Genomic DNA, 24941 nt, shown 5'->3' with positions numbered 1-24941 from the left:
GCCTTGCAATTGGCAAGCCGAGACAATCAAGCGCAAGTCGATTCAAGACTTTATCGACTGTTCTTGAGCGCTGATTGCGCTGCGGCAAGACGCGCGATCGGCACCCGGTAAGGCGAGCAGGACACATAGTCGAGCCCGACCGAATCGCAGAAGGCGATCGAGGCCGGATCGCCGCCATGTTCGCCGCAAATCCCCAGCTTCAGACCCGGGCGAGCCGAACGGCCGCGCTCCGCCGCAATGCGAACCAGATCGCCGACGCCGGACTGATCCAGCGTGACGAAGGGGTCCTTCTCGAAAATCCCGGCCTCGATGTAGTCGCCGAGGAATTTGCCGGCGTCGTCGCGCGACAGGCCGAACGTCGTCTGGGTGAGATCATTGGTGCCGAAGGAGAAGAATTCCGCCTCGGCCGCGATCTCGTCGGCGCGCAGCGCGGCGCGCGGCAATTCGATCATCGTGCCGATCACATAGACCGGCGCGGTGCCGCTTTCCTTTTCGACCGCCTTGGCCACGCCTTCGATGCGGGCCTTCAGGATAGACAATTCCTTGGCCATCGCGACCAGCGGGATCATCACCTCGGCGACGGGGCGCACGCCGGTCTTCTTCTGAACATTGACCTGCGCCTCGAAAATGGCGCGCGCCTGCATTTCGTAGATTTCCGGGTAGGTGATCCCGAGGCGGCAGCCGCGATGGCCGAGCATCGGATTGGTCTCGCTCAAGCCCGCGGCGCGTTCCATCAGCGCTCTGGCCGACAGGCCGGTCGCTTTCGACACCGCATCGACGTCTTCCTCGGTGTGCGGCAGGAATTCATGCAGCGGCGGGTCGAGCAGCCGGATCGTGCAGGGCCGCTCTTCCATGATGGTGAAAATCTCTTCGAAGTCCTGGCGCTGCATCGGCAGGATTTTCGCCAGTGCCGCGACACGTCCCGCCCGGTCTTCCGACAGGATCATCTCGCGCACCGCCGCGATACGGTCGGCATCGAAGAACATGTGCTCGGTGCGGCACAGGCCGATGCCTTCCGCGCCGAATTCCTTCGCCGTCTGGACGTCGGCGGGGGTTTCGGCATTCGTGCGCACCTTCATGCGCCTTGCCTTGTCAGCCCACACCATCAGCGCCGCGAAATCGCCGGTCAGCTCCGGCTTGATCATCGGCACCGCGCCCATCAGCACTTCGCCGGTGGCGCCGTCGATGGTGATGAAATCGCCCTGCCGCACGGTGCGGCCGCCGACGGTGAAGGACTTGTCGGCATAGCTGATCTTGATCGAACCCGCGCCGGACACGCAGGGCCGTCCCATGCCGCGCGCCACGACGGCGGCGTGGCTGGTCATGCCGCCGCGCGCGGTGACGATGCCCTGTGCGGCATGCATGCCGTGAATGTCTTCCGGACTGGTCTCGATGCGCACCAGAATGACCTTCTCGCCATGCCCGGCCATCGTCTCGGCTTCGTCGCTGTCGAACACGACGACGCCCGCCGCGGCGCCCGGCGAAGCCGGCAGGCCGGTGGCCAGCACGTCGCGCGTGGCGCTGTCGTCAATCATCGGGTGCAGCAGCTGATCCAGCTGCGCCGGATCGACGCGCAGGATGGCTTCTTCTTCGGAAATCAGGCCTTCCTTCGCCATGTCGACGGCGATCTTCAGCGCCGCCTTGGCGGTGCGCTTGCCGTTGCGGGTCTGCAGCATCCAGAGCCGGCCGCGCTCGACCGTGAACTCGATGTCCTGCATGTCGCGGTAATGGCGCTCCAGCCTGGAGAAGACCTCGGCCAGTTCATTATAGCTGTCCGGCATCGCCTCCTGCATGGAGGGGGCCTTGTCGCCCATCTTCTCGCGCATCTCCTGGGTCAGGCATTGCGGCGTGCGGATGCCGGCGACGACGTCCTCGCCCTGCGCATTGACCAGGAATTCGCCATAGAAGGCGTTCTCGCCGGTCGACGGGTCGCGGGTGAAGGCGACGCCGGTGGCGCTCGTCTCGCCCATGTTTCCGAACACCATCGCCTGGACATTCACCGCCGTGCCCCAGCTCGCCGGAATGTCGTGCAGGCGGCGATAGGTCCTGGCCCGGTCATTCATCCAGCTGGCGAAGACCGCACCGATCGCGCCCCACAGCTGTTCGCGCGGATCGGACGGAAATTCGCGGCCGAGCGCCTTGGCGGCGGCGGCCTTGTAATCGCGGACGATTTCTTCCCAGTCCTCGGCCGATAGCTCGGTATCGAGTGTGAAGTCGTTCTCTTCCTTGAACGTCTCCAGGATCTCCTCGAACATCGAATGATCGAGGTCGAGCACGACGTCGGAATACATCTGGATGAAGCGGCGATAGCTGTCATAGGCGAAGCGGCGGTCGCCGGAGAGCTGCGCCAGGCCTTCCGCGGTCTCGTCATTGAGGCCCAGATTGAGCACCGTATCCATCATGCCCGGCATCGAGGCGCGCGCGCCGGAGCGCACCGAGACCAGCAGCGGATTCTTCGGATCGCCGAACGCCTTGCCGGTCACACCTTCGAGCTTTGCCAGCGCGGTCTCGACCTGTTCGTTCAGTCCGCCCGGCCATTGCTTGCCGCCATCGTAATAGGCGTTGCAGGCAGACGTCGTGATCGTGAAGCCCGGCGGCACGGGCAGGCCCAGCTTGGCCATCTCGGCCAGGTTCGCGCCCTTGCCCCCCAGGAGTTCGCGCATCGAGGCCTCGCCCTCGCTGTCACCCCCGCCGAACGCATAGACCCACTTGGTGCCGCTCATGCTCTTCTTCCTTCTCGATCCCGTCCGGACGGATGGGATCAATCATGGGGTCCCCATGAAAATGGGGACCTGAATTTCGAATCCGGCCTCGGATTCCCAAGGCCTGTCCCCGCAAAGGCGGGGATCGCGGGAACCCCGGCGGGAGTGTTTCCGCCCGGTTTGGTGGGCGGTTGAATTCCCTCTCCCTCCCCCATCGGGGGAGGGTCGGGGTGGGGGGAATTCGAAGGTGTCTCACCCCACCCTGGCCCTCCCCTCAAGGGGAGGGAAAATCTCTTGTCTGCCCCAGGTTCTGCTTCAGTGAGCATCCTGGGGTCCCCATGAAAATGGGGACCTGAAGCTTGCACCCCGTTTCGGGTTCCCAAGGCCTGTCCCCGCAAAGGCGGGGATCGCGGGAAACCCATGAAAGTCAGCCTTCAATTCTTCCCAGATCGGCCACGACATGCGCGTCCGACCTGATGCGCGCCAGCAGACGGAGTCTGTTGCGCCGCAACATGGCGTTATCGGCATTGACCGTGACCTTGTCAAAGAAGGCATCGACGGGCCCGCGAAGCACGGCGAGCGAGCGCATCGCGCCCTCGAAATCTTCCGTTTCGACAGCCGCTTTCACATCGTTCGAGGCGGTCTCCAGCGCCGCGATCAGCGCGGATTCCTCGGCCTGGAGATCACCGTTCAGATAGGCGGTTTCGAGCGCACCGTCGCCGAGATCGGCGGCGAAACCGCCCGCATCCTTCTTCTCTTCCGCTTTCAATATGTTCGCCGCGCGGCGATAGCCGGCGAGCAGCGCCGCCCCGTCCTCGCTGTCGAGGAAGGCCTGCAGCGCGCGGGCACGATTGGTGACGCGGACGAGATCGTCATCGCCGAGGGCAAACACGGCATCGATCACGTCATGGCGCACGCCCTCGTCCTTCAGATGGACCTTCAGCCGGTCGGCGAAGAAGGCGAGAAGCGCTTCCGCAATTGCGTTTTGCGACGGGTGACTCCGAACAAGCTCACGTTCATCTTCAGAATAATGGACCCACTCATAGATGTCGTGGTGCGGTTCAATCTCGTTAGAGAAGTCGTAATCCCAACGATCAGGCCCAACTTCCACGAATAGCTCTTCAAGGTTGTCTGGATCGGCACCAAAAAGGAAGAACGGGTTGTCGAGCACCTTTCGAAGAATTTGTAGGTAGGCAAACTTCAGCAATCGTTCCGTCGACACTCTGAAATGACCGGCGAGCACGACCCGGATCACACCCAGCGCCGCGCGCCGCAGCGCAAATGGGTCCTTCGATCCGGTCGGCTTTTCGTCGATCGCCCAGAAGCCCACCAGCGTGTCGAGCTTGTCGGCGAGCGCGACCGCGGCGCTGACCGGCGCGTCCGGCACGGCGTCGGACGGCCCTTGCGGCTTGTAGTGATCGCGGATCGCATCGGCGATTTGGCGGGCCTCGTCTTCGGTGAGGCTGGAAAGCCCCCCACCCCTTCCCTCCCCCGAGGGGGAGGGAGAAGCGCTGGAAGCGCCAACCTCACTCCCTCCCCTTGAGGGGAGGGTTGGGGTGGGGTGAGACCGGGCAGCCTCCAGCACATAATACCGGCCCATCACCCCCTGCAGTTCGGGGAATTCATAGACCATCTGGCTGACCAGATCGGCCTTGGCGAGGCGCGCGGCGCGCTCTGCCAGATCCGGGTCCGCGCCGACCGACGGCGCGAGTTCGCGGGCCAGCGCGGCGACGCGTTCCACCTTGTCGGCGACCGTCCCCAGCTTCTCGTGGAAGGTGACCTTGGACAGGTCGGTCGCCATGTCCTCGAGGCCCCGGGCGATATCCTTGTCCCAGAAGTGGCGGGCATCACTGAGGCGCGCGGACAGCACGCGGGCATTGCCCGCCGCGATGGCCTTGCCGCCATCGGGCGCGTCCTGGTTGGCGACGACGACGAAATTCGGAGCGAGCGAGCCGTCGGCCCGCGCCACCGCGAAATACTTCTGGTGCGTCTTCATCGTCAGCTGGATGACTTCCGGCGGCAGGTCGAGGAAGTCGGGGTCCATCTGCCCCAGAATGGCGATCGGCCATTCCGCGAGACCCGCGACTTCATTCAGCAGCCCCTCGTCCTCGACGAGTTCGAGGCCCGCATCGGCGCAGACCTTGGCCGCCTGTTCGGCGATGATTGCCATGCGGTCGGCGCGTTTGAGGACCACCCGTCCCTTTTCGCGCAGCGTCTTTTCGTAGTCGGCGAAATCCTTGACCGTGAACGGACCGCGGCCCATCCGGCGGTGGCCTTCGGTCTCATTGCCCGTGGCGATGCCGAACACGGCGAACGGCACGACATCCCCGTCGAGAAGGCAGAGGACACGTTGCAGCGGGCGGACCCAGCGCTGCGTCTTCTCGCCCTCGCCGAACTTCATCGATTTCGGCCAGGGGAAGTCCTTGGCGATCTGCGGAATGGCGGCAGCGATGACGTCCGCCGTCTTGCGCCCCGGCGTCTCGATGATCGCGACGTAGAAGCTGCCCTTCTTGTCCTCGCGCACCTCGCACTGGTCGAGGCTGGCGACACCCGCCCCGCGCATGAAGCCCTGCAGCGCCTGTTCCGGCGCGTCGGTGCGCGGGCCCTTGCGCTCCTCGCGCACGGCTTCAGTCTCGAGCGGTAGCCCCTCGATCACGCAGCCAAGCCGGCGCGGACCGGAGAAGGTCTCGAAGCTCTCCCAGCCGAGGCCGGCCTCCTTCAGCGCAGCCGACAGCAGGCGTTCGAGATCGGCTTCCGCCCGCGCCTGCATGCGCGCCGGAATTTCCTCTGAGAAGAATTCGAGAAGCAGCTGGGCCACGAGTGCGTCAGATCCTAACCGGCAAAGACTTTCTGGAAGGCGGGGCGCGACTGGACACGCTCGACATAGGCCTTGATCGCCGGCTTGGCGGGGAACAGGCCGAACTGCGTCGCCCAGCCGAGCGAACCGCCAACGAGCAGGTCGGCGGCGGTGAACCAGTCGCCGAGAAGATAGGGGTTGGCCTTGGACAGGCGCTGTTCCAGCACATCGACGACCAGGTCGACATCGCCCCAGCCCGCCATGCGCCGGTCGATGCTCACCTTGGTATTGGCCTGCATCATCGCCGGGTCGATCGCGCCGGCCTGGAAGCAGACCCAGCGCAGATAATCGCCGCGGCGGGGATCATTGATGCCCGGCGCGAGATCGTTCGGCGTCTTGTACTTGTCGCACAGATAGATCGCGATCGCCGTGGACTCGGTGACGATGGTGTCGCCATCGACCAGCGCCGGGATCTTGCCCATCGGATTGATCGCCAGGAATTCCGGCGTCCGCATCGAGCCGTCCTCGTATTCGACACGCTTCAGCGCGTAATCGATGCCGAGCTCCTCGAGCAGCCAGTGGATCATCGCCGCCCGCGATTGCGGGTTGTGGTAAAGCTGTACACTCATGCGGACGCCTCCATCGGATTGAATTTCACCCCACCCCGGCCCTCCCCTCCAGGGGAGGGAGTGGCGCTGGCGTATTCCTCCCTCCCCCCACGGGGGAGGGTTGGGGTGGGGGGCAGTTCAGCAGAGTGGAAAAAATTCATCACGCCGCCCCCTTCTCAAGCCCGACCCACGCCTCGGCGCAGCCCTTCGCCAGCTCGCGCACCCGCGCAATCCAGCTGGCGCGTTCGGCCACCGAGATCGCGCCGCGCGCATCGACCAGGTTGAACAGGTGCGAGGCCTTGAGACAGTAGTCATAGGCCGGCAGCGGCAGCGGCGGGTCGAGCGCCAGCAGCGCCTTGCACTGCGTTTCGGCGTCGGCGAACCAGCGCATCAGCATGTCGACATCGGCATGCTCGAAATTGAACGCCGAATACTGCCGTTCGGCCTCCTGGAAAACGTCGCCGTATTTCAGGCCCTTCCCGTTGAAGTCGAGGTCGTAGACGTTCTCCACGCCCTGCACATACATGGCGAGGCGTTCGAGCCCGTAGGTCAACTCGCCGGAGACGAGTTCGACATCGAGCCCGCCGACCTGCTGGAAATAGGTGAACTGGCTGACTTCCATCCCGTCGCACCACACCTCCCAGCCGAGGCCCCAGGCCCCGACGGTCGGGTTTTCCCAGTCGTCCTCGGCGAAGCGCACATCGTGCAGGTCGCGGTCGATTCCGATGGCGTCGAGCGAACCGAGATAGAGGTCCTGCAGATTGGCCGGTGACGGCTTCAGGAGGACCTGGAACTGGTAATAGTGCTGCAGCCGGTTGGGGTTCTCGCCATAGCGTCCGTCCGAGGGCCGCCGCGAGGGCTGGACGTAGGCCGCGCGCCACGGCTTGGAACCGAGCGAGCGCAGCGTCGTCGCAGGGTGCAGCGTGCCGGCCCCGACCTCGACGTCATAGGGCTGGAGAATCGCACAGCCCTGCTCGCCCCAATAGCGTTGCAGGGTGAGGATGAGGTCCTGGAAGGAGGGCGCGGCCATGGGTCCGGTCATGCTTGAAGAAACACCGCCGGGCAAGCCCGGCGCGAAGGCGCGCGGACCCTAGGCAGGAAGCCCGTCCCGATCAAGCAGAGGAATCCTCTTTGTCCTGCGGCGAAAAGCGGCTCTCGACGGCACGCCGGGCGGCCTCTGCCGCCTGGTTCCTCCGCCGCCGCACGGGCGTGCGGAACACGCCCCACAGGAAGGCGGCCAGAACGATGAGGAGCAGCGTGATCCCGAGCATGGCAGTGGATTAGCGCGCGCAGCATCAATTTCCAACTTCCCCCTCACCCGGCCCTTCGGGCCACCCTCTCCCTCGAGGGAGAGGGGAAGAAACGCCGAACCTGATTCCCTCTCCCTGCAGGGAGAGGGTTAGGGTGAGGGGTCTTTCCAGAGTTGAAGCCCCGCCCGTCCCCTCAATATCGCATCCGCCTCTGCGGAATACTGCCCGCCTTCACCGTCATGCAGCACCAGAGGCGGCAGAAGGACGAGCGGGCCTTTGGCGTCGCGGGTCGCGGCAACGATCACCCGCTTCGCCGGCGCGTCCGCACGCGGATGCACCGGCTTCACCACGACATCGCCCCAGCGGGCATTCAGCAGGAAGAGCAGATCGCCGAGCCGGTCTGCCCGGTGGATGACGGTCAGCCGACCGCGCGGCTTCAGCGTCTTGCGCGCCGCCGCAATCCAGTCCGCCAGCACCGTCTCGCCGGTCAGATAGGCGCGCGTCTTCCCGGCCCTGGGCGCGCGCATCGACTTCGGATCGTCGAAGAAGGGCGGGTTGAAGAAGACCTGGTCGGCCGGTCCCCAGCCTGCCGGATCGGCGACATCGCCAGCCGAGAAACCCACCCGGTCCGCCAGGCCGTTCGCCGCGGCATTGCCCTGCGCCAGAGCGATCATGTCCGGGTCGATGTCGAAACCGGCAAAGTGGCAGCCCGTCAGCCGCGACGCTGCGCACAGGCTCGCCGTTCCGGCCCCGCAGCCTGGCTCGACAAGCCGTTCGCCCGGCTTCGCCAACAAGGCCGCCGCCAGCAGCACGGCGTCGATCCCGGCCCGGAAGCCGTCATCGGGCTGGGTGACTGTAATGCGGCTGTCGAGAAAGCGGTCTTCGCTCACTCCCGATCGCCCTTCGCGATTTCGGCAAACGCCTCCTCCAGCAGCTGCCTCGCCTCGTCAGCATCGTCGTCGGCGACCAGCAGGCGCGGGCGCAGCTGTTTCAGACTGCCGCCATAAAGGCTCGACGTCTGGTCGTCCGTCACGAAGCCCGCAATTCCGGCCTCCTTCAGCACCGCCTGTGCGAAGGACATCTCGACCGGGTCATTCGTTCTGTGCACTTCGATCATGCGCGAACCTTTCTTCCTCGGCTGCGTACTGTATTTCACTCGCACGCGCATGCGACGAAAACGCGCCGCATGCGCCGCTTGCCGCCGGACGGGGCCATTCCTATTGTCTGGCACGAAACCGCGGGGCGCCGCAGGGGAATGAGCTTGGACACCAGCGTGAAAGCGGGCAAGGCGCCCACCGCCGAATTGAACGCGGCCGAACGGCTCGCCGACATGGCGACCGCCGACATGCGGCGCGTTGATGCGCTCATCCTCGACCGCATGGGCAGCCCGGTTCCGCTGATTCCGAAACTCGCCCGCTATCTGGTCGAGGCCGGTGGCAAGCGCATCCGCCCGCTGATCACACTCGCGACCGCGCGCATGCTGGATTACCAGGGCGACGCCCAGCTGAAACTCGCCGCCGCCGTCGAATTCATCCACACCGCCACCCTGCTGCATGACGATGTGGTCGACGAAAGCGACCTCAGACGTGGCCGCAAGTCCGCCAACATCGTCTGGGGCAATGCGCCCAGCGTGCTGGTCGGTGACTTCCTGTTCGCGCGCGCCTTCATGCTGATGGTCGACGCCGAATCGCTTCCCGCCCTGCACTCGCTGTCGCGCGCCGCCAGCGTTATCGCCGAGGGCGAAGTGCGCCAGCTTGCCGCGACCGGCGATGTGAACGTCTCCGAAGCCTCCTATCGCGCCATCATCGAGGCCAAGACTGCGGCCCTGTTCGCCGCGGCTGCTGAAGTCTCAGGCATCGTCGCGAACCGCACCGAAGACGAGATCGCCGCGCTCGACCGCTATGGCCGGGAAATCGGCCTCGCCTTCCAGCTGGTCGACGACATGCTGGACTATGGCGGCCTGTCCGCCACGCTCGGCAAGAAGACCGGCGACGATTTCCGCGAGGGCAAGGTCACCCTGCCCGTCACCATCGCGATCGCGGCGGCCAATGACGAGGAACGCGCCTTCTGGACCCGCGTCATTGCGGACAAGGACCAGAAGGACGCCGACTTCGAACACGCGCTGGACCTGATCACGAAGCATGGCGCGCTGCAGGCCACGCTCGAAGCCGCCCGCACGCATGCGGCCAATGCCCGCGAGGCGCTTTCCGGCTTCCCCGACAATGTCTGGAAGACCGCACTGACCGATCTCGCCGACTTCGTCGTCGAACGCGCGCACTAACGCGGGATCATTCCCCCAGATCGAGACCCTTGACCTTCGCCCCGGAGCGGATGCGCGTGTGCGCAACTCCGAGGACCAGGCTCATCAGAAGCAGCGACACGATGGGCCACACACCGCCCTGCGCATGGGCGACCAGCGCCAGGATCGCGCACCCGCCTGTCACCGCGCCATAGATCAGCGCCACCCGCCAGTGCGGCACCCCCATCCGAACGAGGATCTGGTAGCCATGGCTGCGGTGCGGCTGGGTGATGCTGAACCCGGCCCGCACGCGCGCCAGCAGGGTCAGCAGGATATCGACGAGCAGAGGCAGCATCAAAAGCGGAACCAGAAGCACGCTGATTCCCTCCGGTCCGGTTACGGCATTCAGCCCCGCTACGGCAAACCATCCGCCGATCGCCAGCGCTCCGACATCGCCGAGGAAGAGCCGCGCTCTGGGCGCGTTCCATGGCAGAAAGCCGAGCAGTGCCCCACTCAGAAACAGCCCGGCAGGCTCGCCGGAAACGAGCGTCAGGCCCAGCCCCGCCATCGCCATTGATCCGGCCACCAGCCCGTTCGATCCGTCGGCGAAATTGACAACATTGATGGCGGTAAAGACCCAGAGCGCGGTTCCGGCAAGGCCGATGGCGAACGGCAGAGCGAGGGTGGCGAAGCCGAAATCGAGTGCCAGGACCGGACCGGCCGCGAATGCGGCGGCCAGCGAAATCGCCATCAGCGCCAGGAATTTCTCCGCCGGCCCGGACGAAATCAGGTCGTCGATGAAGCCGAGCAATCCCGCTGCCGCCATCGCGGACAGAGCCACACCAACGCCCGGTGGTGCCCCGGTCAGGACCGTCCACCCGATCGCGCACGCGGCCACCGAGGCGATGATCGCCAGGCCGCCGCTGCGCGGAGTCGGACTGGAGTGGCTCGACCGGTTATTGGGATGGTCGAGAATGCCGGCATGCCGGACCAGCCAGGCCATCGCGAAAGAGATCGCGAATCCGAACGGAAGGATGAAGGCGTAAGCGGTCATGCGGTCTCCGTTCCACCCAGAGTCGCGGGCTGGATCAGCCATCCGGCATGACCGGCGGCGAGCTGACGTCCGGCTTCAACCGCCGCGGCCTGGGACTCGAACAGGGCGAAACAGGTGGAACCCGACCCGGTCATACGGACCGGATGCGCACCGGGCAATTCCCCGAGCGCTGCCAGAACGTCAGCGACAAGGCCGACCGCGCCGGCCGCGTGGGGCTGAAGATCGTTCCGGCCGGACGCGATGACCGCGACCGCTGGGCCACTCGCCAAGCAGACAGGGTTTTGCATCACTCCGATGCGCTGAGGATCGGTGTCGTAAAGCGCAAAGATCCGGCCCGTCGGCACGCTCACGCGCGGATTGACCAATAGCGCATTCAGCGCAGGCCAGTGTTCCAGCAGTTCGACAATTTCGCCCCTGCCCCGCATGCGCAAGGGCCGGGAGAGGACGCAGGCCGGAACATCGGACCCGATCTCGGCGGCGAGTCCGGCCAGCATGTCGTCCGGCCAGTCCATTCCCCAAAGGCGGTTGAGACCGCGCAATGTCGCGGCCGCATCCGCCGATCCGCCGCCGAGGCCCGAGCCCAGCGGAATGGATTTCTCCAGCCGGATGCGTGCGCCCGGTTCCACGATCCCGGCTGCCCCCGCGAGGATTTCGGCGGCCTTGAGGATCAGGTTTCCGTCTTCCGCGCGGAGGATGTCCGCCCCTTCGCCCGTCATGTCGAGCGACAGGGTTTCGGCAGGTTCGAAACTCAAACGGTCACCCCAGTCGGCGAACGCGACAAGGCTGTCGACGGGGTGGTATCCGTCCGGCCGGACCGGTCCGACCCGGAGCGTCAGATTGATCTTCGCCGCCGCGAATTCCCGGATCACGGGGCCTCTTGCCCCTCCGCCATCGCGGTTTCCGGCAGATCCGGCACGATACCGGTCGCAAGCCTGTCATTCAGCGCTTCGATCTCGTCCGGGTCGGGATCGAGTTCGAGCGCTCGCTGCCACTGGTAGCGCGCTTCGACACCGCGTCCGACCTGCCAATAGGCATCACCGAGATGGAAATTGATGGTCGGGCTGGCCGGGTCGAGTTCGACCGCGCGTTCCAGATGCCGAACGGCCTCCTGATATTCGCCGCGCACATAGTGCGCCCAACCCAGGCTGTCGACGATATAGCCCGCGTCCGGCTCCTGTGCCGCCGCGGTGCGGATCATCGAGAACGCCTCCTCGATATTGCGCCCCTGCGTCACCCAGACATAGCCGAGATGATTGAGCACATCCGGCTCGTTCGGACTGATCTCGAGCGCGCGCAGGAAAAGGGCCTCGGCTTCATCCCAGCGCCCGAGCTGATCCAGCACGGCCGCGCGGAAGAAGTAGTAACGCCAGTCAGGCGCATCGCCCTGGGCTTCGTAGCGCGCGGCGATCTCTTCATAGAGCGTGGCGGCCGTTTCCAGTTCGCCATTGGCGCGCGACAGGTCGGCCAGCAGGGTCAGCGCTTCGAGATTGCCGGTCTCTTCGGCCAGACGACGCACGTCCGCGCGGGCCCCGTCGGGATCGCCGGAGCGGGCCTGAAGCCAGAGCCGCTCGATCCGGGAACTCATCCAGAACGGGCCGCGCGGCACGGCGTCGAACGCATCGAGCGCCGCCTCGCTGAACCCCATGCGGTCGAGCGAGCCGCCCATCAGGATCAGGGTCGGCGCATAATCCGGGTCGAGCCGCTGCGCGAGGCGCAGATAAAGGATGGAGATTTCCATGTCGGCCTGCGCGGCCACGGCGGCCGACGGCCCCAGAATGGCCCGCGACGCCATTTGCGACAGGCTCAGGGAACGCGGCGCGCGGCCCCCCGAGCGGACGCGTTCGAGATCGGCTTCGATACCCGGATCGCCCGGCGCTTCGGCCAGCGAGGCGACATAGAGCGCCTCGGCCTCGCCGCGGCGGCCCTGACGTTCGAGAAACGCGCCGTAGAGCTCCACCGTGACACGGCGGTAGCTCGCGCCCGCCATCGCGTCCCGATAGGCCGCTTCCGCGTCCTCGTTCCGCCCGGCGCGATCCAGCAGCAATGCCTCGTGCATGGTCACGAAGGGGGCGGAGAAGCCCGGCGCATTCATCGTGTCGGCGCTGGCGAGCGCACCATCGAAGTCGCCGGTCGAGGCCAGTGCCCAGCCCCTCAGCATATCGGCAAGCAATTGGTTGAACGGACCGTAATTGCCGTCCGCCAGCCAGCTCTCCGCCTCGGCTCCGCGTCCGGCCCGGATCGCTTCGGCGGCAAGATGCAATCGGGCCAGGCCGCTTTCGTCCGCTCCGGAAACGGCCAGCCGCGCCGCATCCGCGGATCGCTGCATGTCGCCCGCGATCGTGGCGGCGAGGAAGGTCCGGTCGGCGAGAAAGACGCTGCCGGGCTCATGCTCGAGCGCCGCGGCGAAATAGTCAGACGCGATGCCGAGATCCTGCGAGGTCCCGGCAAAGCGGGCCGCCAGGAAGGCGCCATAGGCCGACTGGGTTTCTTCGGCCGGATTGTCGGATTCGGCATGGTCGCCGGTGGTCGCACAGGCGGCCAGCACGCTTGCGGCACCGGTCAGAGCGGTCAGGAAACGAAGTGTCATGGGCATCATGCTGCGCCGCCCGGAACCGGGCGGCAAGCCGCCCTCCTCACATGTTGACGTAGATCGGCCCGCCGCCACCTTCCGGCGTCGTCCAGTTGATGTTCTGGTTCGGGTCCTTGATGTCACACGTCTTGCAGTGGACGCAGTTCTGCGCGTTGATCACGAAACGCTCCTCGCCGGAGGTTTCGTCCTTCACCCATTCATAGACACCGGCCGGGCAATAGCGCGCCGACGGCCCGCCATAGACTTCAAGCTCGCTCGCTTTCTGCAACTCCATATCCTTCACCTTGAGATGAACCGGCTGGTCCTCCTCGTGATTGGTGTTGGACAGGAAGACCGAGGACAGCTTGTCGAAGGTCAGCACGCCATCGGGCTTCGGATAGGTGATCTTCTGGTGCTGGTCGGCCGGTTCGAGGGCGGCGGCGTCAGTGCCGCCATGCTTCATCGTGCCGAAGACGGAAAAGCCGAACAGCGTGTTCGTCCACATGTCGAACCCGCCCATCATCACGCCGATGAAGGTGCCGAATTTCGACCACAGCGGCTTGGCGTTGCGAACCTTTTTCAGATCCTTCGCAACCCATGAAGTCTCGTACGCCTCTTCATAAGCCGTAAGCGTGTCGCCCTGACGGCCGGCCTTGATCGCCGCGAAGGCGGCTTCGGCGGCCATCATGCCGGTCTTCATCGCGTTGTGGCTGCCCTTGATGCGCGGCACGTTCACGAAACCGGCCGAGCAGCCGATCAGCGCACCGCCCGGGAAGGCGAGCTTCGGCACCGACTGATAACCGCCCTCGGTGATCGCGCGCGCGCCGTAGGAAACGCGCTCCGCGCCTTCGAAGGTTCCGCGGATATCGGGGTGCGTCTTGAAGCGCTGGAACTCCTCGAACGGCGCAATCCACGGATTCTTGTAGTTGAGGTGCACCACGAAGCCGACGGACACGAAATGGTCGCCCCAGTGGTAGAGGAAGCTGCCGCCGCCGGTCTTGTTGTCGAGCGGCCAGCCCATCGTGTGCTGAACTAGGCCCGGCTTGAAATGCTCCGGCTTCACCTGCCACAGCTCCTTCAGGCCGATCCCGTATTTCTGCGGTTCGCTGTCGGTGTTGAGTCCGTATTTCTCGAGCAGCACCTTGGCGAGCGATCCGCGCGCGCCCTCCGCGATCAACGTGTACTTGCCGCGCAATTCCATGCCCGGCTGGTAACCGTCCTTCTGGCCGCCATCGCGCGCCACGCCGAAATCGCCGGTCACGACGCCTTTCACGACATCGTCCTCGATGACGAGATCCGCCGCCGGGAAGCCCGGATAGATTTCAACGCCCATCGCCTCGGCCTGCTCGGCCAGCCATTTGCAGATATTCCCAAGCGAGCCGGCATAGCAGCCGTGATTGCTCATCAGCGGCGGGAACATGAAGTTCGGGAAGCGGAAACCGCCCTTGTCATTGAGATAGTAGAAGCGGTCGTCGGTGACCGCAGTCTCGAGCGGCGCGCCGCGCTCCTTCCAGTCAGGGAAGAGCTCGTTCATCGCCTTCGGGTCCATGATCACACCCGACAGGATGTGCGCCCCGACCTCGCCGCCCTTCTCGATGACCGCGACATTGATCTCCTGGCCTTCCGCTTCCGCCTGCTGTTTCAGGCGGATGGCGGCGGAAAGGCCGGCCGGTCCCGCGCCGACGATGACGACGTCATATTCCATCGACTCGCGTTCAACGCCGGTGTCGGCCATGTCGCTCTCCCTCTTCAGTGATGGCACGGTTTGCCGTTGGCCCGTCTTAGCTTAGCTTTCCGCCTTCATCTAGGCCGCAAGGCCTCAAGCGACCAATCCGGACTTGTGACCATGCCGCCCGCCGCCGATCCGCGCGAAACCGCCCTGAAAAGCCTCACCGCCTGGTGGGCCGATATGGGTATCGAGCCGGATATGCCGGTGAGCGCTCCGAAGCCGCGCCCGCGAGTGCCGGAACCGGCCGCGAAGCGTTCGCCTCCACCCGCCATGCAGGCGGCACCTGCAACGGCCGCCGCCGCCCGTGCCGCCGGCTTTGGCGAGAAGGCCGCCGACGAGGCCGAGGCGCGCAAGGTCGCCGCGAAGGCCAGGACGGTCGCCGAACTGAAGTCCGCCATCGAGAGCTTCGACGGCAGCCCGCTGAAGCGCACCGCACGCAACACGGTCTTCGCCCGCGGCAATCCCGGCAGCGGTCTGATGATCGTCGGCGAGGCGCCCGGCAAGGACGAGGACGAACAGGGCGAACCTTTCGTGGGCAAGTCCGGCCAGTTGCTCGACCGCATGTTTGCGTCGATCGGCCTTGATCGGGAGAGAGATGTCTACATCTCGAACATCCTCAACTGGCGTCCGCCGGGAAACCGCAATCCCACAACGGAAGAGATCGCCCTCGCCCTGCCCTTCATCGAGCGGCATATCGCACTGGTGAAGCCGAAACTCGTCGTCTGCGTCGGCGGCGTCTCGGCGCAGGCCCTCTTGCGCGCCTCGGCGGGCATCATGCGGCTGCGCGGCCGATGGGCCGAATACAGCCTCAAGGACCAAAAGTTCGAACCCGGCGAACACATCCCCGCCCTGCCGATCTTTCACCCCGCCTATCTCCTCCGCCGCCCGCAGGAAAAGAAGCTCGCCTGGCGCGACCTCCTCATGCTGCAAAAGCGGCTGGAGGAAACGGGTTAGGCGTCATTCCGGCGAAGGCCTGAATTCAGCGCAGCAGGCACCTCAAGCATGACAAAGTTCATGGGGTCCCCATGAAAATGGGGACCTGAAGCTTGCACCCGGTTTCGGATTCCCGCTTTCGCGGGAACCCCGGGTATCAATTTCCGGACATCGTCCGGCGAGCCTCAAAGGGCGAGGAGAAATAGTCAGTTCGCCGTGATGTGGCTGACCTGCAGCGTCAGCACGGTGTCATTCTCGAACTGCGCGCCGGCGGCGAAAACGATCGTGAAATCTGCCATCGCGGCGGGCACCATCGAGAAATAGACCGACCCGCGATCCGTCTGCGCGGCGACCGGACCAAAGGCGGCCTCAAGCGCTGCCGCATCGGAGCCGAGTCCGACGCCGGACACGGTCAAAGATTCGAACTCCGCCGCCGGGCAGCCGTCGAATTCGGCCCCGGAGGGGTCGGATACGACCGCCACGCCAGTAACGACATGGTTGGTTCCGCCCATCTCGCCGTTCGAAATCACCCATACGCGTGATTCCGGAAGCGTATAGCAAAGCCAGTACTGCGAGGCCGCCGCGTCGCCCGCATGAGCCACGTCTCCGCCCGCGAATGCCGCCACTTCGGCGAGCGTTGTCGTTTCGAAGGTGATTTCGAATTCACCCAGCATGGCCGTCGCCGGCGGTGTCACGCCGGTTGAAGCCGTCTCTGCATTTTCGATCCAGTCCCAGCTCGGCGGTTCGCAGCACGATTGCGCCTGGGCCAGGCTGAAGGAAACCGCTGCCAGCACGGCAGCCGCGATTGTCATACGCAACATGTGGAGAGCCCTCCCCCTGAAAGAGAACGCGAGAATAATAAGTCCGAATTTTCCGGCTGGCGACTCGATTCGATCGTCGCTTGACTCTCATTCAACCATTAAGTTGAATGACGACATGCAAGCGCTCGACACCGCTTTCAATGCCCTGTCCGACCCGACGCGGCGCGCGATTCTCGACCGGCTGATGCGCGGCGAGGCGCGCGTGACCGAGATCGCCGAACCCTTCGACATGTCGCTGAACGCCGTGTCGAAGCATATCCGCGTGCTGGAAGAAGCCGGACTCGTCACCCGCCGGAGGGAAGGCAAGGAACACCGCATCGCCTTTTCCCCGGAACCTCTAGACGCGCTCGCGCGCTGGATCACGGAGAAGCGCGCGCTCTGGAATGGCCGGCTCGACCGGCTGGAAGCCCTGCTCAGCGAGGAAGCGAAGCAATGACCGACACCCATCTCGACAATGGCAGCTTCACCCCGCCGGGGACGCTGCGTTTCGAACGCCTATTGCCCGGCCCGATCGAGAAGGTCTGGGCCTTTCTGGTCGAACCGGATCTGCGCGCACAATGGCTTGCGGCGGGGAAGATGGATCTGAAACCCGGCGGCGAAGCCCAGCTGATCTTCCGCAATGGCGATCTGACCGGACCCGACGACCGGCCGCCGGCGAAGTATGCGAAGGAAGGCAATTCGGAGATCCCGACGAAAGCCGAGATCGTCGAGGCCATCCCCCCGCGCCTGCTGCGGTTCAAGTGGGAAGAAGGCAATGACGACTGGTCTGACGTGACCTTCTCACTCGAGGAGGAGGGCGACCGCGTTCGCCTCGTCCTGATCCACACCGATCTCGCCAAGGTCGATTCCCAGGCTGGCGTTCTGGCCGGGTGGCACGCCCACCTCAACCTGCTGCGCTCGGTGCTGACGGGTGAAGCCGAACTCCCCTTCTGGGCCACGCTGGAACGGCTGGAGGCGGAGTATTCGACCCGCTACGGCCTGCCGATCTGACATCGCCGTTCCGATTTTTGTTCTTGAATTGTTCCCACTCTAGGAACATAGTCCTTGCCCATGAGCGAGGACCGGAAAGACCCTGTTTATGAACCCCTCCCCGAGGCGGAAGGCCCGCCCGCCGGCATGGAAGATGCCGGCGGCACGGCCTTCTTCACCGGCACGTCCCAGCCCTTGATCCGTGGCCGCGGCGCGCGGTCGAACGTCACCGGGCGATACGAAAAATTCGCCTATGAGCCGTTCGACGATGGCTGGACCGACGATGATGCCGTCCCGCGCCAGCTGCGCACGGTCACGATCAAGGACACGTCCCGGACGATCGTGAACAGGAATGACAGCCCGGACATTTCCTTCGACTGGTCGATCAACCCCTATCGCGGCTGCGAGCATGGCTGCATCTACTGCTATGCCCGCCCGAGCCACGCCTATTGGGGCTATTCGCCCGGCCTCGACTTCGAAAGCGTCCTCTTCGTGAAGCCGGACGCGCCGAAGCTTCTGGAAGAGCGTTTCCTCCACCCGAAATACCGGCCCGAACCCATCGTGATCGGTGCCAATACGGACTGCTATCAGCCGATCGAGCGCGAGCAGCAGATCACGCGCGAACTCCTCAAGGTCTTTTCCCGCTTCAACCACCCGGTCAGCCTGATTACCAAATCGGCGCTGATCCTGCGCGATCTCGACATCCTCGCCCCGATGGCGGCGAAGGGCCTGGTGCGGGCCGCGATCTCGGTGACAACGCTCGACCGCCGACTGGCGCGCGACATGGAGCCGCGCGCTGCGACACCTTCGAAACGGCTCGACGCCATCCGCGGCCTCAGCGCGGCCGGTATCCCCGTGACGGTGATGGCCGCGCCGGTCATTCCGGCCCTGACCGACCGGGAACTCGAAAAAATCCTCGAAGCCGCCGCCGAGGCCGGGGCGAGAAGCGCGGGCTATGTGCTGCTGCGCCTGCCGCAGGAGATCAAGGATCTGTTCAAGGAATGGCTGGCCACGGCGCGGCCGGATTCCGCCAGCCATGTGATGAGCCTGATCCGCCAGACGCGCGGCGGGAAGGAGTACGATTCCACCTGGGGCAAGCGCCAGCGCGGCGACGGTCCCTACGCGCAGATCATCGCGCGCCGCTTCCGCGCCACAGTGGAGCGGATCGGATTGAACCGCCCCGCCCCCGGCCTGCGCGTCGATCTCTTCCAACGTCCGCTGGGCTCGAAGAATCAGGCGGCCCTGTTCTGATTGCCCTCGTGACGCGGCCGTTCTAGCGTCGCCGCGGGGAGGCATATCGCAATGATATTGAGGGCGTTTCTGGTCCTGGTGGCAGGCTTGGCCGTGTCCGCCTGCAGCGTTCGCATCCAGCCATTCAGCCCGGGCGCATCTCCCGAGCAGATCGAGGACATGGCCGATCGCAGCATGACCGCCGAGGAATCGGCACTGGTCACGCAAGCCTATGAGGCCCTGCTGTCGCGTCAGCCGGAAACCGTGTTCGATTCGCTGGCCGCCCACCTTCAGACCGATGCCAGCCTGATCATGCTCGAGGACATGGCGACCGCCTTTCCCGACGAAGCGCCGGTCCGCAGCGACCGCATCACCTTCCACCTGAACACAGTCACCGCTTCGACGGGAGACACCCGGCGGACCGTCACCAACCAGTGGGCCCTCACCTATGAGAATGGCGAGGTCATATCGGTGTTCATCCGGCTGGTCACGGGCGACGGCGAACCGCTCCACATCGAGAGCTACAATTATGCCGAGGCCAACCCGGCCGCCTGGGCACCGCCCGAACGCCTGACGCCGGCGCACTTCGCCGTGATTGCCGCCGGGATCGCCTTCCCCCTCATCATTCTCGTGACGCTCGTGGCGATTTTCCGGATCCGGCGCATCAAACGGCGCTGGCTATGGGTGATCGCGGCGATCATTACCGTTCCAACCGTGCAGTTCGGCTGGACATTCGGTCAGTTCGCCTGGCTCGCGCCCGCAATACACGGTGGCGGCGGCAGCTGGTCGATGCAGCTGATGGTCTGGGTCGCGACCGGTGTCGAAGTCACACGAATCGGAATCTACCAGCCATGGATCGTCACCCTTGGCGTACCGCTGGGGGCAGTCTGGTTCTGGCTGCGATATCTGACCGGGGGCATTGCGAGAAAGCCCGAGGTGACAAGCCCACCGGAGCCGGCAGACCGGCCGCCTCAGTCTTCCCCGCCTTTGTCGCCGAACGGCTGACACTTGCGCGGGCAGCCCTCTGCCCCTCCCACTTGAACACTCCCGCCGCTTGGGCGAGGGAATTTGCATGCCCACATACTCCCTCATCGCCGGAATTGACGAAGCCGGGCGCGGCCCGCTCGCGGGACCGGTGGTCGCTGCGGCCGTGGTCTTCAGGCCCGGTCACTCGGTGACGGGACTCGGCGACTCGAAGACGTTGAGCGAGGCCCGGCGCCATGCGCTTCTTCCTCTGATCCGCGAGGCAGCCCATATCGGGGTGGGCATTGCCGAGCCCGAGGAAATCGATCGCATCAACATCCTGCAGGCGACGATGATCGCGATGTGCCGCGCGCTCTGGTCCTTGCCACTTCGCCCTGACCGCGCGCTCATTGACGGCAACCGCGTGCCCGACCGGCTCGATTGCGACGGCGAGGCGATTATCGGCGGCGATGCCAGCATCGCCGAGATTTCGGCGGCGTCGATTGTGGCCAAGACGCTGCGTGATGCCCTGATGCAGCGGGCCGACCATCGCTGGCCGGGCTACGGTTTTGCCGCTCACAAGGGTTATGGCACGGCCGCTCACATGGCGGCGATTGCCCGGAACGGCCCCTGCCCGATTCACCGTATGAGCTTTGCACCCATCGCCCAGCGCGCACTCGGTTTAACCCCGCGTTAGACATAACCGCCGGATTCTGCCCCCTCAGAAAAAACGGGATGGAGCGGGGCCGATGCGGGACGATCTTCCGATTGACCAGATTATCGAAGCGGAATGCGTCGACGCGATGCAGGCCCTGCCGGACGCCTGCGTGGACCTGGTCTTCGCCGACCCGCCCTACAATCTCCAGCTCGGCGGGGAATTGCACCGCCCGGACAATTCCCGCGTGAACGCGGTCGATGCCGAATGGGACCAGATCGGCAATCACGACGACTACGACCTGTTCACCTGCGCCTGGCTGGAAGAGGCGCACCGCCTTCTGAAACCCGATGGCGGTATCTGGGTGATCGGCACCTATCACAACATCTTCCGGCTCGGCACCTTCCTGCAGGACATGGGCTTCTGGATCATGAATGACGTGATCTGGCGCAAGTCGAACCCGATGCCGAACTTCAAGGGCACCCGCTTCACCAATGCCCACGAAACGCTGATCTGGGCGGCCAAGACCAAGGATGCGAAGCCGACCTTCAACTATGCCGCGATGAAGGCGCTCAATGACGGCGTGCAGATGCGCTCCGACTGGACGCTGCCGATCTGTTCCGGCGGCGAGCGCCTGAAGCTGGCCGACGGCAAGAAGGCGCACCCGACGCAGAAGCCCGAATCCTTGCTGCACCGCGTCCTGCTGGCGACGACCAATCCGGGCGATCTCGTGCTCGATCCCTTCTTCGGTTCCGGAACCACGGGTGCGGCCGCCAAACGCCTCGGCCGCCATTTCATCGGAATCGAGCGCGACAGGGACTATGCCGCCATCGCCCGCGAGCGCATCGCGTCGATCTCGCCGGCGACGCGCGAAGTCCTCACGGTGACGCAGTCGAAACGCGCCGAACCGCGCATCCCGTTCGGAAACCTGGTCGAGCGCGGCATGGTCAAGCCGGGCGACACGCTCTACTGCCCGCGCGGCGAACGTACCGCCCGCGTCCGCGCCGACGGCACGCTGATCTCCGGCCGGTCCACAGGCTCGATCCACAAGGTCGGCGCGGAAATCCAGAAAGCCCCGTCCTGCAATGGCTGGACCTTCTGGCATGTCCGCGTGCGCGGCGGCTTCCAGCCGCTCGACACGCTGCGCGCCCAGATCCGCGAGACGATGACGGTGTGATCTTGTTGGGGTCCCCATGAAAATGGGGACCTGACGCTTGCACCTCGTTTCGGATTCCCGCTTTCGCGGGAACCCCATGGTTTAAAGCACCAGCACTTTCCGGAACACGCTCGGCAGGGGGTAGGAATCGAGCCGGTCGAGATCGGCCCAGATACCCTCGGCCGGCTCCCACCCCTCCGGCGCCACGGCCCGGCGCACCTCCAGCGTCAGCGCGAAATGCGTGAAGACATGCCGTACTTCGGGCAATGTTTCCCATATCGCCGGAACCGGCGGATCCGCCTCGGGCGTTTCTGCCGTCCAGTCCGAACCCGGCACTTCCATCATGCCGCCGAGCAGTCCGGATTCGGGACGCTTCCGGATCCAGACCCTGCCATCGCGCTCGATCCGCCAGACGATCCCGCGCCGAGCCGGCTTGGCTGTCTTCGCGATCTTTTTCGGGTAGTCCGTCTGCACCCCGGCGGACTGCGCCGCGCAATCGGGGCGCCACGGACAAAGACCGCAGGCCGGTGAGCGCGGCATGCAGATCGTCGCACCCAGATCCATGATCGCCTGGGCGTAGTCGCCCGGCCGGTCCGGGTCGGCGATTTCCGCGGCGATCTCGGTGATTTCCGGCTTGGCCTTGGGCAGCGGCGTCTCGATCCGGAAGACCCGCGTCATGACGCGCTCGACATTGCCATCGACGACGCTTGCCGGCTTGTCGAATGCGGCCGCCAGGATCGCGTTCGCCGTATAATCCCCGATCCCGGGGAGAGCCTTCAGTCCCTCGATCGAGGCGGGAAACGCACCCCCCTGTTCGGCGACCTGACGGGCGCAGGCAATCAGATTGCGGGCACGCGCGTAGTAGCCGAGCCCCGCCCACTCGGTCAGCACGTCATCGTCCGGCGCGGCGGCCAGTGCTTCCACGCTCGGCCAGCGCCGCAGGAATCGGTGCCAGTAGGGCGTCGCATGCGGCACGGTCGTCTGCTGCAACATGATCTCCGACAGCCAGACCGCATAAGGGTCGGCAACGCGGCCCGCGGTCCGGTCTTCCGGACGGATCCGCCACGGCAGCCTCCGCCCGGACCGGTCATACCAGTCCAGCAGCTCGCGGCGCAGACGCCGGATGGTGTCCCGTGACAGCTTTGTCATTGCCGCAGAACTTGTGCGGACCCCCGCTCCCGGACAAGGATGGTGTGCATGAAAACGCCGCCCCGCTCGATCAGCCTGGAATCCGCCGCCGCGCGCTATCTGGCACAGCGTCGCGGCAAGGCGGCCTTTTCCGGACCGCCGAGCGCCGGACGGGCCGCCGGCAAGATCCTGAAACCCCTGTCGGAGAAATTCGGCCCCGGCGCCGATGCCCTGGCGCGGCACTGGCCGGAAATTGTTGGCGAGACGCTGGCGCAATGGTGTTCGCCCGATTCCGTTCGCGGCGGCACGCTCTATGTCACCGCACGCGGCCCCGCCGCCGCCGTGATCGAGGCGGAATCGCGCCGCATCCTTCAGCGCGTCGCCCAGTTCGCGGGGAAATCGGCCCCGGTGAAGATCCGCATCCGGCAGGGCCGTCCGAACCGTCCGGCCGCGGCATCTGCCGCAACAACGCCACACAAGGCAGAAACCGTGCGAGAAGGGGTGGAGACGGATGCCGAAGCCCGGCTAAACTCCGCCTTGGAAAAATTCGGGCGCGGTGTACGCGCCCGCGAAAGCTGACAGGACAGGAAGCATGACCATGTTCGCCAATCGACGGCTGTTCACGATCGCGGCACTCGCCGCCTCTACCGCTCTGGCCGCCTGTGGCGGGGGAAACGACCCGGGCAGTGCATCGGGCACGTCCGGGCCGCGCACCCAGTATGAGCGCGCCGGCGACCGTGCGATCGGCAGCGCCGATGCGCCGCTGACCGTGGTCGAATACTCCTCCGTCGCCTGCCCGCATTGCCGCGACTTCCACGAAGAAGTCTTTCCGATGATCCGCGAGGAATTCATCGAGGACGGGGAAGTCCGCTTCGTGATGCGCGAAATGCTGACCGGCTCCGCGCCGATCGCCATGGCCGGCTTCATGATGACGCGCTGCGTGCCGGAAGAAGAGTATTTCGGCATGATCGACCTGCTGTTCCAGCAGCAGATCGCGATCTTCCAGTCGGCCCGCCAGCCGGGCGGTGCCCGCGCAGAACTCCTGTCGGTCGCACGCACCGCCGGCATGAGCGAAGCCGAATTCGACGCCTGCCTCGACAATGAGGAACACCGCCAGTCGGTGCGTGACGCTCACGATCAGGCGATCGAGGACGGCATCAACTCGACCCCGCTCTTCGTGATCAATGGCGAAATGCTCGAGGCCCGCCGCTCCAATGGCCAGAACGTCTATTTCTGGGGCGACGAACTGATCCTGATCGATGGCGAACCGGTTCCGGGCCGCGTCGATGAGGCGACTTTCCGCAGCCTGCTGAACTACATGCTGGCCGAAGTCGGTGGGTCCGCTCCGGCCCCCGCTGAAGAGGCCGAAGCAGAAACCGAAGGCGAGGGTGTCACCGGTGAATAAGCTTCTGCAGATTGCCGCAATCGCCGGCGCGGTGACCTTCACCGCCCCCGCCCTTGCCCAGGACGACACCGCCGCTCCGGCCGGGAATCCCGGCATGGAAAGAGAGGGCGACTGGGCGCTTGGCGACGCAGACGCTCCGCTGTTGATGATCGAGTACGCCTCGGTCGCCTGCCCGCATTGCGCGCACTGGTACGAAGACAACTGGGCGATGCTGTCGGACGAGTTCATCGCGACCGGCGAAGTCCGCTTCATCCTGCGCGAAATGCTGACCGGCGAGCCGCGGCTGGCGATGGCTGGCTTCATGACCGCGCGCTGCGCCGACCCGGATCTCTATTTCGACGCCATCCACCTGCTGTTCGAGGAACAGCACGCCATCTTCGAAGCCGCGCGCAATGGCGGGCCGCGTCCGCAATATCTCCAGATCGCCAGCGCGCTGGGCATGGACGAAGCGGCGTTCGACGCCTGCCTTGAAAATCAGGACGTGCTGCAAGCCGTCGTGGCCGAGCACGAACAGGCGATCACCGACGGCGTGAATGGCACCCCGTCCTTCTTTTTCAACGGCGTGCTTGTCGCCACCGGCGCCGCGCCGGACGGTCAGGGCTATGTCTGGCATGCCGACGGAGAGCCGCTGCGAATCGACGGCGAGATCATCCCGACGAATGGCGATGCAGACTCTTTCCGCCGAATCATTCTTCACTTCCTGAATCAGGCGGGGGAATGACATCCGCCAAGG

General features: G+C 65.4%; 24 protein-coding genes. 11 read left to right on the top strand and 13 right to left on the bottom strand.

Annotation, left to right across the window (positions count from 1 at the left end):
• Window positions 1–50 precede the first annotated feature (50 nt).
• The 7 genes from ppdK to ACFOOR_RS10710 form a co-directional block, all read right to left on the bottom strand.
• Window positions 51–2723, bottom strand: a complete 2673-nt coding sequence (gene ppdK / locus ACFOOR_RS10740) for a pyruvate, phosphate dikinase (RefSeq protein ID WP_343164367.1) — start codon at window positions 2721–2723, stop codon at window positions 51–53.
• Between the two features lie 406 nt (window positions 2724–3129).
• Window positions 3130–5520: a glycine--tRNA ligase subunit beta gene (gene glyS, locus ACFOOR_RS10735; RefSeq protein ID WP_343164366.1), complete on the bottom strand. Its 2391-nt coding sequence runs from the start codon at window positions 5518–5520 to the stop codon at window positions 3130–3132.
• Between the two features lie 14 nt (window positions 5521–5534).
• Complete coding sequence (locus ACFOOR_RS10730; RefSeq protein ID WP_343164365.1) at window positions 5535–6128, bottom strand: glutathione S-transferase family protein; 594 nt, start codon at window positions 6126–6128, stop codon at window positions 5535–5537.
• 139 nt (window positions 6129–6267) lie between these two features.
• On the bottom strand, window positions 6268–7149 hold the full coding sequence (locus tag ACFOOR_RS10725) for a glycine--tRNA ligase subunit alpha (protein WP_343164364.1): 882 nt from the start codon (window positions 7147–7149) through the stop codon (window positions 6268–6270).
• 70 nt (window positions 7150–7219) lie between these two features.
• The gene (locus ACFOOR_RS10720; protein WP_343164363.1) at window positions 7220–7378 is read right to left on the bottom strand and encodes a hypothetical protein; all 159 of its coding nucleotides are present in this window, start codon (window positions 7376–7378) and stop codon (window positions 7220–7222) included.
• A 128-nt stretch (window positions 7379–7506) separates the two neighbouring features.
• Window positions 7507–8247 carry a tRNA1(Val) (adenine(37)-N6)-methyltransferase gene (locus ACFOOR_RS10715; protein WP_343164362.1) on the bottom strand — a complete coding sequence of 247 codons (741 nt, stop codon included), beginning with the start codon at window positions 8245–8247 and terminating at the stop codon, window positions 7507–7509.
• Window positions 8244–8474 (bottom strand): putative signal transducing protein, encoded by a 231-nt coding sequence (locus ACFOOR_RS10710; RefSeq protein ID WP_343164361.1) that lies wholly within the window; start codon window positions 8472–8474, stop codon window positions 8244–8246. The genes ACFOOR_RS10715 and ACFOOR_RS10710 overlap by 4 nt, the downstream gene beginning before the upstream one ends.
• 138 nt (window positions 8475–8612) lie before the next feature.
• Here ACFOOR_RS10710 and ACFOOR_RS10705 point away from each other — a divergent pair, with 138 nt between their 5' ends.
• Window positions 8613–9638 (top strand): polyprenyl synthetase family protein, encoded by a 1026-nt coding sequence (locus ACFOOR_RS10705; protein ID WP_343164360.1) that lies wholly within the window; start codon window positions 8613–8615, stop codon window positions 9636–9638.
• Window positions 9639–9645: 7 nt separating this feature from the next.
• On the opposite strand, the gene ACFOOR_RS10700 is transcribed toward ACFOOR_RS10705, so the two are convergent.
• From ACFOOR_RS10700 to ACFOOR_RS10685, 4 genes are read right to left on the bottom strand one after another with little or no spacing between them, the layout of a single operon-like run.
• Window positions 9646–10650 (bottom strand): glycosyltransferase family 4 protein, encoded by a 1005-nt coding sequence (locus ACFOOR_RS10700; protein WP_343164359.1) that lies wholly within the window; start codon window positions 10648–10650, stop codon window positions 9646–9648.
• Window positions 10647–11519 (bottom strand): 4-(cytidine 5'-diphospho)-2-C-methyl-D-erythritol kinase, encoded by an 873-nt coding sequence (locus tag ACFOOR_RS10695; RefSeq protein WP_343164358.1) that lies wholly within the window; start codon window positions 11517–11519, stop codon window positions 10647–10649. The genes ACFOOR_RS10700 and ACFOOR_RS10695 overlap by 4 nt, the downstream gene beginning before the upstream one ends.
• Window positions 11516–13237 carry a tetratricopeptide repeat protein gene (locus ACFOOR_RS10690; RefSeq protein WP_343164357.1) on the bottom strand — a complete coding sequence of 574 codons (1722 nt, stop codon included), beginning with the start codon at window positions 13235–13237 and terminating at the stop codon, window positions 11516–11518. The genes ACFOOR_RS10695 and ACFOOR_RS10690 overlap by 4 nt, the downstream gene beginning before the upstream one ends.
• A gap of 46 nt (window positions 13238–13283) precedes the next feature.
• Window positions 13284–14954 (bottom strand): electron transfer flavoprotein-ubiquinone oxidoreductase, encoded by a 1671-nt coding sequence (locus ACFOOR_RS10685; RefSeq protein ID WP_343164356.1) that lies wholly within the window; start codon window positions 14952–14954, stop codon window positions 13284–13286.
• Window positions 14955–15065: 111 nt separating this feature from the next.
• Here ACFOOR_RS10685 and ACFOOR_RS10680 point away from each other — a divergent pair, with 111 nt between their 5' ends.
• The gene (locus ACFOOR_RS10680; protein WP_343164355.1) at window positions 15066–15902 is read left to right on the top strand and encodes a uracil-DNA glycosylase; all 837 of its coding nucleotides are present in this window, start codon (window positions 15066–15068) and stop codon (window positions 15900–15902) included.
• Between the two features lie 185 nt (window positions 15903–16087).
• Here the strand turns inward: ACFOOR_RS10680 and ACFOOR_RS10675 are convergent, their stop codons facing one another.
• Window positions 16088–16702 carry a hypothetical protein gene (locus tag ACFOOR_RS10675; protein WP_343164354.1) on the bottom strand — a complete coding sequence of 205 codons (615 nt, stop codon included), beginning with the start codon at window positions 16700–16702 and terminating at the stop codon, window positions 16088–16090.
• A gap of 115 nt (window positions 16703–16817) precedes the next feature.
• Here ACFOOR_RS10675 and ACFOOR_RS10670 point away from each other — a divergent pair, with 115 nt between their 5' ends.
• The 6 genes from ACFOOR_RS10670 to ACFOOR_RS10645 all read left to right on the top strand — a co-directional run bounded on the left by ACFOOR_RS10670 (window position 16818) and on the right by ACFOOR_RS10645 (window position 21696).
• Window positions 16818–17138: an ArsR/SmtB family transcription factor gene (locus ACFOOR_RS10670; RefSeq protein ID WP_343164353.1), complete on the top strand. Its 321-nt coding sequence runs from the start codon at window positions 16818–16820 to the stop codon at window positions 17136–17138.
• Entirely contained in the window at window positions 17135–17692 is a 558-nt protein-coding gene (locus tag ACFOOR_RS10665) for an SRPBCC family protein (RefSeq protein ID WP_343164352.1), read from the top strand. Before ACFOOR_RS10670 ends, ACFOOR_RS10665 begins: the two co-directional genes overlap by 4 nt.
• A 126-nt stretch (window positions 17693–17818) precedes the next feature.
• Entirely contained in the window at window positions 17819–18922 is a 1104-nt protein-coding gene (locus tag ACFOOR_RS10660) for a PA0069 family radical SAM protein (RefSeq protein ID WP_343164386.1), read from the top strand.
• A 51-nt stretch (window positions 18923–18973) separates the two neighbouring features.
• On the top strand, window positions 18974–19906 hold the full coding sequence (locus tag ACFOOR_RS10655) for a hypothetical protein (RefSeq protein ID WP_343164351.1): 933 nt from the start codon (window positions 18974–18976) through the stop codon (window positions 19904–19906).
• Between the two features lie 67 nt (window positions 19907–19973).
• On the top strand, window positions 19974–20561 hold the full coding sequence (locus ACFOOR_RS10650; protein ID WP_343164350.1) for a ribonuclease HII: 588 nt from the start codon (window positions 19974–19976) through the stop codon (window positions 20559–20561).
• A 52-nt stretch (window positions 20562–20613) separates the two neighbouring features.
• The gene (locus ACFOOR_RS10645; protein WP_343164349.1) at window positions 20614–21696 is read left to right on the top strand and encodes a site-specific DNA-methyltransferase; all 1083 of its coding nucleotides are present in this window, start codon (window positions 20614–20616) and stop codon (window positions 21694–21696) included.
• A gap of 81 nt (window positions 21697–21777) precedes the next feature.
• On the opposite strand, the gene mutY is transcribed toward ACFOOR_RS10645, so the two are convergent.
• Window positions 21778–22824 carry an A/G-specific adenine glycosylase gene (mutY, locus tag ACFOOR_RS10640; RefSeq protein WP_343164348.1) on the bottom strand — a complete coding sequence of 349 codons (1047 nt, stop codon included), beginning with the start codon at window positions 22822–22824 and terminating at the stop codon, window positions 21778–21780.
• Between the two features lie 48 nt (window positions 22825–22872).
• On the opposite strand from mutY, the gene ACFOOR_RS10635 reads away from it, so the two are divergent.
• The 3 genes from ACFOOR_RS10635 to ACFOOR_RS10625 are packed head-to-tail and all read left to right on the top strand — an operon-like array spanning window position 22873 to window position 24929.
• Window positions 22873–23382: a DUF721 domain-containing protein gene (locus ACFOOR_RS10635; RefSeq protein WP_343164347.1), complete on the top strand. Its 510-nt coding sequence runs from the start codon at window positions 22873–22875 to the stop codon at window positions 23380–23382.
• 13 nt (window positions 23383–23395) lie between these two features.
• Window positions 23396–24208 (top strand): thioredoxin domain-containing protein, encoded by an 813-nt coding sequence (locus tag ACFOOR_RS10630; protein WP_343164346.1) that lies wholly within the window; start codon window positions 23396–23398, stop codon window positions 24206–24208.
• The gene (locus ACFOOR_RS10625) at window positions 24201–24929 is read left to right on the top strand and encodes a thioredoxin domain-containing protein (RefSeq protein WP_343164345.1); all 729 of its coding nucleotides are present in this window, start codon (window positions 24201–24203) and stop codon (window positions 24927–24929) included. Before ACFOOR_RS10630 ends, ACFOOR_RS10625 begins: the two co-directional genes overlap by 8 nt.
• Window positions 24930–24941 lie beyond the last annotated feature (12 nt).

It is taken from the genome of Hyphobacterium vulgare (assembly GCF_042643335.1).
GTDB lineage: Bacteria > Pseudomonadota > Alphaproteobacteria > Caulobacterales > Maricaulaceae > Hyphobacterium > Hyphobacterium vulgare.
This window is presented reverse-complemented; position numbering and strand designations above follow the sequence as displayed.

Bases quoted from the DNA above. Each gene is read 5' to 3' on its own strand.
- ppdK (WP_343164367.1), bottom strand. From the start codon at position 2,723: ATGAGCGGCACCAAGTGGGTCTATGCGTTCGGCGGGGGTGACAGCGAG.
- ACFOOR_RS10730 (WP_343164365.1), bottom strand. From the start codon at position 6,128: ATGAGTGTACAGCTTTACCACAACCCGCAATCGCGGGCGGCGATGATC.
- ACFOOR_RS10725 (WP_343164364.1), bottom strand. From the start codon at position 7,149: ATGACCGGACCCATGGCCGCGCCCTCCTTCCAGGACCTCATCCTCACC.
- ACFOOR_RS10720 (WP_343164363.1), bottom strand. From the start codon at position 7,378: ATGCTCGGGATCACGCTGCTCCTCATCGTTCTGGCCGCCTTCCTGTGG.
- ACFOOR_RS10710 (WP_343164361.1), bottom strand. From the start codon at position 8,474: ATGATCGAAGTGCACAGAACGAATGACCCGGTCGAGATGTCCTTCGCA.
- ACFOOR_RS10705 (WP_343164360.1), top strand. From the start codon at position 8,613: ATGAGCTTGGACACCAGCGTGAAAGCGGGCAAGGCGCCCACCGCCGAA.
- ACFOOR_RS10700 (WP_343164359.1), bottom strand. From the start codon at position 10,650: ATGACCGCTTACGCCTTCATCCTTCCGTTCGGATTCGCGATCTCTTTC.
- ACFOOR_RS10690 (WP_343164357.1), bottom strand. From the start codon at position 13,237: ATGACACTTCGTTTCCTGACCGCTCTGACCGGTGCCGCAAGCGTGCTG.
- ACFOOR_RS10685 (WP_343164356.1), bottom strand. From the start codon at position 14,954: ATGGCCGACACCGGCGTTGAACGCGAGTCGATGGAATATGACGTCGTC.
- ACFOOR_RS10680 (WP_343164355.1), top strand. From the start codon at position 15,066: ATGCCGCCCGCCGCCGATCCGCGCGAAACCGCCCTGAAAAGCCTCACC.
- ACFOOR_RS10675 (WP_343164354.1), bottom strand. From the start codon at position 16,702: ATGTTGCGTATGACAATCGCGGCTGCCGTGCTGGCAGCGGTTTCCTTC.
- ACFOOR_RS10670 (WP_343164353.1), top strand. From the start codon at position 16,818: ATGCAAGCGCTCGACACCGCTTTCAATGCCCTGTCCGACCCGACGCGG.
- ACFOOR_RS10665 (WP_343164352.1), top strand. From the start codon at position 17,135: ATGACCGACACCCATCTCGACAATGGCAGCTTCACCCCGCCGGGGACG.
- ACFOOR_RS10660 (WP_343164386.1), top strand. From the start codon at position 17,819: ATGGAAGATGCCGGCGGCACGGCCTTCTTCACCGGCACGTCCCAGCCC.
- ACFOOR_RS10655 (WP_343164351.1), top strand. From the start codon at position 18,974: ATGATATTGAGGGCGTTTCTGGTCCTGGTGGCAGGCTTGGCCGTGTCC.
- ACFOOR_RS10650 (WP_343164350.1), top strand. From the start codon at position 19,974: ATGCCCACATACTCCCTCATCGCCGGAATTGACGAAGCCGGGCGCGGC.
- ACFOOR_RS10645 (WP_343164349.1), top strand. From the start codon at position 20,614: ATGCGGGACGATCTTCCGATTGACCAGATTATCGAAGCGGAATGCGTC.
- mutY (WP_343164348.1), bottom strand. From the start codon at position 22,824: ATGACAAAGCTGTCACGGGACACCATCCGGCGTCTGCGCCGCGAGCTG.
- ACFOOR_RS10635 (WP_343164347.1), top strand. From the start codon at position 22,873: ATGAAAACGCCGCCCCGCTCGATCAGCCTGGAATCCGCCGCCGCGCGC.
- ACFOOR_RS10630 (WP_343164346.1), top strand. From the start codon at position 23,396: ATGACCATGTTCGCCAATCGACGGCTGTTCACGATCGCGGCACTCGCC.